Origin of the sequence: Streptomyces durocortorensis, from assembly GCF_016901035.1 — a bacterium.
In the GTDB taxonomy this organism is placed as follows: domain Bacteria; phylum Actinomycetota; class Actinomycetes; order Streptomycetales; family Streptomycetaceae; genus Streptomyces; species Streptomyces durocortorensis.
The window spans coordinates 1-5,107 of sequence record NZ_JAFEUF010000357.1 but is presented as its reverse complement, the minus strand read 5'-3'; the positions used below and the strand labels follow the sequence as shown (position 1 = coordinate 5,107).

Annotated in this window: 4 protein-coding genes; all 4 read right to left on the bottom strand. The window is 69.6% G+C overall.

Features of this window, described 5'->3' with window-relative positions; genetic code table 11:
• Window positions 1-43: 43 nt before the first annotated feature.
• Entirely contained in the window at window positions 44-1,024 is a 981-nt protein-coding gene (locus JS521_RS33595) for an ABC transporter permease (protein WP_006127810.1), read from the bottom strand.
• Window positions 1,021-2,247, bottom strand: coding sequence for an ABC transporter ATP-binding protein (locus tag JS521_RS33590; RefSeq protein ID WP_239488192.1), 1,227 nt, complete (start codon window positions 2,245-2,247; stop codon window positions 1,021-1,023). Before JS521_RS33590 ends, JS521_RS33595 begins: the two co-directional genes overlap by 4 nt.
• Before the next feature lie 42 nt (window positions 2,248-2,289).
• Entirely contained in the window at window positions 2,290-3,966 is a 1,677-nt protein-coding gene (locus JS521_RS33585; protein ID WP_205086675.1) for an ABC transporter substrate-binding protein, read from the bottom strand.
• 87 nt (window positions 3,967-4,053) lie between these two features.
• On the bottom strand, window positions 4,054-5,028 hold the full coding sequence (locus JS521_RS33580) for a LacI family DNA-binding transcriptional regulator (protein WP_205086674.1): 975 nt from the start codon (window positions 5,026-5,028) through the stop codon (window positions 4,054-4,056).
• Window positions 5,029-5,107: the final 79 nt, after the last annotated feature.

Genomic DNA, 5,107 nt, shown 5'->3' with positions numbered 1-5,107 from the left:
CCGTCGAGGACGGCGACGTCGGTGGCGGTGATGGACATGAGCCCTATGCCTCCTTCCGGGTACGGGGGTCGAGGGCGGCGTAGACGAGGTCGGCGAGCAGGTTCGCGGCGAGGACGGAGAGCGTGATGATGAGGAAGACGCCCTGCATCAGGGGGTAGTCCTTGGCTCCGACCGCCTGGAGCAGCTGGAAGCCGATGCCCGGGTAGGTGAAGACCATCTCGACGAGCAGGGTGCCGCCGACGATGAAGCCGAGGGAGAGGGCGAAGCCGGAGATGTTGGGGAGGACCGCGTTGCGGGCGGCGTAGCCGAACATCACGCGCCGCTCGGACAGGCCCTTGGCCTGCGCGACCATCACGTAGTCCTCGGAGGAGACGGTGACCATCATGTTCCGCATGCCGAGGATCCAGCCGGCCACGGCGCTGAGGACGATCGTCACGCCGGGCAGGACCGCGTGGTAGAGGGCGCTGGAGATGAACGGCCAGTCGAAGGCGGGGACCAGCGCGTTGTCGTAACCGCCGGAATTGGGGAAAAGCGACCACTTCTCGGCGAACACGGCGATGGCGACGAGGCCCAGCCAGAAGTACGGGATGGAGGAGATGAAGGTGGTGACCGGTAGCAGCCCGTCCAGCCAGGAGCCGCGCTTCCAGCCGCTGTAGACGCCGATGCCGGTGCCGAGGACGAAGCTGATGAGCGTGGTCGTGCCGACCAGGGCCAGCGTCCAGGGAAGGGACTGGCCGATGACCTCGCTGACCGGGGTGGGGAAGAAGGTGAAGGAGAGGCCGAGGTCGCCGTCGAGGAGGTGGGCCCAGTAGTCGGTGTACTGCTGCCACATCGACTGCTGCTCGTCCAGGCCGAACAGGGCCTTGAGCGAGTCGATGGCCTTGGTGTCGAGCTGCCCCTGGTAGCGGCTGAGGAGGGCCTGGATGGGGTCGCCGGGCATGAGCCGAGGGATGAGGAAGTTGATGGTGATCGCGGCCCAGGCGGTGACGGCGTAGAAGGCGAGGCGCTGGAGGAGGTACTTCACCGGGTGGCCTCCTTCGCGGCGTTGGGGCCCGGGGCCGGGTGGCCCGGGGCCGCCGTCGTGCCGCCTGCGCCCGTGGGACGCGGCACCCCACCCTCGTACAGCCAGCAGGCCGCCCACTGCCCGTCCGGCAGGTCGAAGCGGGGCGGCAGTTCGGTGCGGCAGCGCTCCATCGCCTGCGGGCAGCGGGGGTGGAAGCGGCAGCCGGCGGGCGGGGTGATCAGCGAGGGCGGTTCGCCCGTTCCGGTCTCCTCCTGTTCCTCGTCGGCGACGATCCGGTCCGGGTCGGGCGCGGAGGCGATGAGGAGCTGGGTGTAGGGGTGGGCGGGGTGCTGGGTGACGCGTTCGCTGTCGCCGCCCTCGACGATCCGGCCCGCGTACATGACGAGGGTGGTGTCGGCGAAGTAGCGGGCGGAGGCGATGTCGTGGGTGATGTAGAGGATCGCCAGGTGGAGGCGTTCCTTGAGGTCGCGCAGGAGGTTGAGGACGCCGAGCCGGATCGACACGTCGAGCATCGAGACGGGTTCGTCGGCGAGGAGGACCTGCGGGTCGGCCCCGAGCGCCCGGGCGATGGCGACGCGCTGGCGCTGCCCGCCGGAGAGCTCGTGCGGGAACTTGTCCAGGAACTGCTGCGGCGGGGTCAGCTGGACCCGGTTCAGCAGGGCGGTCAGGTTCTCCTCCAGCTGCTTCTTCCCGCTGCCCGCCCGGCCGTGGATCTTCAGGGCGCGGGTCAGGTGGTAGCGCACGGTGTGCACGGGGTTCAGCGAGGCGAAGGGGTCCTGGAAGATCAGCTGGACCCGGCGGACGTAACGGCGGAAGGACCGGCCGCGACCGGCCACCACCGGCGTGCCGCCCAGCCGTATCTCGCCCGAGGTGAGCGGGTACAGCTGGGCGAGCAGACGGGCGACGGTGGACTTGCCCGAGCCGGACTCCCCCACCAGGGCCGTGACGGTGCCGCGTCTCAGCCGGAGCGAGACGTCGTCGACGGCGTGGACGCTGCGGCGCTCGCGGGCGAACAGGTCGCGGGCGGTGCGGCGCAGGGGAAAGTGCTTGGTGACTCCGCGCGCTTCCAGCACCACGTCGGTGCCGGTGGGCGCGGGCCCGGAGCCGGTCCGCAGGGACTCGGAGCCGGTCCGTACCCGCTCGGTGCCGGTGGGCGCGGGCTCGGAGCCGGTCCGCGTGGTCGCGGAGCCGGTCCGTGCGTGCTCGGGCTGATCGCTGGTCATGGCCGGTTTCCCGTCTTCTTCCCGTCCGGTCTTTCCCCGTGCCTACTTGGTGGAGGGCTTGAGGTTGAGCACGATCTCCAGCGCGGTCCGCTGGGTGTGCTGCGGCGGGGCGTACGGGTTCGCCTCGGTGGGCCAGCCGATCCAGTTCTTCGTGGAGTATTCGGCCCCGATGGGAGCGGCGGCCGTCGGGATCATGGGGGCCTGGTCGACGAAGATCTTCTGGAGGGTGTCGAGGGCCTTGGTGCGGGCGGCGTCGGAGGACGCGTTGGCGTACTCCTTCAGCGCGGCCGTCGCCTCGGAGTTCTTGAAGCGGCCGAAGTTGCCCGCCTGGGAGCTCTTGCCGATGGGCTGGACGATCGCCCCGTCCATGATGTTCTGGTACATGTCGTAGGGGGTGGCGCCGCTGTTGGTCCAGTGCAGGGTGGCGTCGAAGTTGCCGTTGGCCACGTCGTTGCCCCAGGCCTCGGCGGTCTGGGTCTTGACCTTGGCCTCGATGCCGATCTCCTTGATGTTGTCCTTGATGATCGCGAGCCCGGTGATGTAGTCGTTCCACCCGGCCGGGTCGGTGAGGGTGAGCGTGACCGGCTTGCCGCTCGGGTCCTTGAGCACACCGCCGCTGAGCTTGAACCCGGCCTCGGCGAGCAGCTTCTTGGCCCCGGCGACATCGGGCTTGGTGGTGGCGTCCTCGTACTCGGGGGCGAGGAAGGGCTCACCGGCGGGGAGCGGGATGCCGGTGGGGTTGGTGATCTCGGGGTAGAGCGTGGCCTGGGCCTGGATGTGGATGGCCTTGCGGTCGACGACCATCGCCATCGCCCGGCGCAGGGCCGGGTTGTCGAAGGGCTTGCGGGCGGTGTTGAACCACAGTCCGTGGACGCCGAGGCCGGAGGGGAACCAGAGGTGGTGGTTCTTGGGGTCCTTGTCGATGAACAGCTGCTTGTGGTTCGGCATGAAGACGAAGGACCACTCCATCTTGCCGGTGGCCAGGGCGGTGGTGGCGGCGCTGTTGTCGTTGTAGGCGGTGTAGCGCAGTTCCTTGACCTTGGTCTCGCCGTTCCAGTAGGTCGGCGTGGCGGTCAGGGTGGTGGTCTGCGGGGTGAAGGTCTTGAGCTTGTACGGTCCGGAGCCGACCGGGGTGCGGTTGGGCCAGGTCTCCGGGTTGTCGACCTTCTCCCAGATGTGCTTGGGCACGATGAAGGTCTGGATGATCTTGTTCTGGTTGACGAACTGGCTCTCCTTGAAGGTCAGCACGACCTGCTTGCCCTTGACGGCGACCCCGTCGAAGGGAACCCCGTCGCCGTTGAGCGCCGGGTGCTTCTTCAGCAGGTTGAAGGTGAACTCCACGTCGGCGGCGGTCAGGGGCTTGCCGTCGGCCCACTTGGCCCGGTCGTCCAGCGTGAAGGTGACCTTGGTGAAGTTGTCCTCCCACGCCCACTCGGTGGCGAGCCAGGGGTCGGCCTTCTCGGTGGGCCTGATCATGTTCGTCATGGCCAGCGGCTCGTAGATCATGTGGCGGTAGCCGAGGACCGCGCCGGCCGAGGTGGTGAGGAAGGGGTTGCTGTTGTTGGTCTGCGGCCCGTCCGGCTTGCCGAGGGTCAGTACGCCGGCGGCCCCGCCGCCCTTGTTGGCACCCGAGTTGGCGTTCGAGCAACCGGCGGCGAGCGCCACCACGACGGTGGCTGCGGCGACCGCTCTGAGGGTGGTACGACGGCGTACGGACATGGCGACTCCAGGAAGGGGCTGCCGGGTCTGGGAGATCCCGGCGGGCGGAAGGTGCGAGGCGGGGGCGCGGCCGGGCGGCCGGGTCCGTTACGGCGCCGAGTGGCGCACGACCAGTTCGGTGGGCAGCACGGCCGGTCCGTCGGGTACGGGCGTGCCGCCGAGGTGGGAGAGCAGCATCCGGGCCGCCGTCTCGCCCATGCGGCGGGTGGGCTGGCGCACGGTGGTCAGCGGCGGTTCGGTGTGTTCGGCCATCGGGATGTCGTCGAAGCCGACGACGGCGATGTCGTCCGGGACGCGCCGTCCGGCGGCCCGCAGGGCGCGGAGCACGCCCGCCGCGCTGATGTCGTTGTGCGCGAAGACGGAGTCGAACGCGACGCCGCGGGCGAGGAGTTCCTCGACGGCGAGCCGGCCGCCGCGTTCGGTGAAGTCGCCTTCGACGACGAGATCCGTGGGCAGCACCGAGCGGAATCCGTCGCGCCGGTCCCGTACGCAGCCGAAGTGCTGGGGGCCGGTCAGGATGAGGGGCCGGGTGCGTCCGGCGGCCAGCAGGTGGCGGGCCGCGGACGCGCCTCCCTCGTGGTTGGTGGTCACGACGGAGGGGAATTCGGGGTGGTGGCCGCGGTCGTCGATGAGCACGATCGGCAGGCCGTCGCGGTGCAGTTCGGTGAGGTGGCCGAGGGTGTTCTCGGGTTCCACGACGACGAGCCCGTCGAAGGCGCGCGCGGACACCTGGCTGGTGAAGCGCTGGACGGACTCGGCCCCGCGGTTGCACGTGAACAGCAGCAGCCCGTGGTCGGCGGCCTCGACGGTGTCGACGACGCCCTGGAGCAGTTCGCCCATCCACGGCCAGGTCAGCGAGGGCACGAGCATGCCGACCGTACGGCTGGAGCCGCGGGCGAGACCGACGGCTCCGGAGCTGGGTACGTAGCCGAGCTGCGCGATCACTTCACGAACACGGGCGGCCGTGGAGCGGTCCACCTCCCCCTTGGTGTTGATGACCCGCGACACGGTCGTCTTGCTGACGCCGGCCTCGCGGGCGACATCGGCGATGGTGACGCGCATCGGGGCCTCCAGGGGCCCTGGCGGTATGGTTTTAACAAGAACCAAGCCACCAGCCAGGGCTTAAAGAGGGAGGGAGATG

Coding starts and splice junctions, on each gene's coding strand:
- JS521_RS33590 (WP_239488192.1), bottom strand. CDS start 2,247: ATGACCAGCGATCAGCCCGAGCACGCACGGACCGGCTCCGCGACCACG.
- JS521_RS33585 (WP_205086675.1), bottom strand. CDS start 3,966: ATGTCCGTACGCCGTCGTACCACCCTCAGAGCGGTCGCCGCAGCCACC.
- JS521_RS33580 (WP_205086674.1), bottom strand. CDS start 5,028: ATGCGCGTCACCATCGCCGATGTCGCCCGCGAGGCCGGCGTCAGCAAG.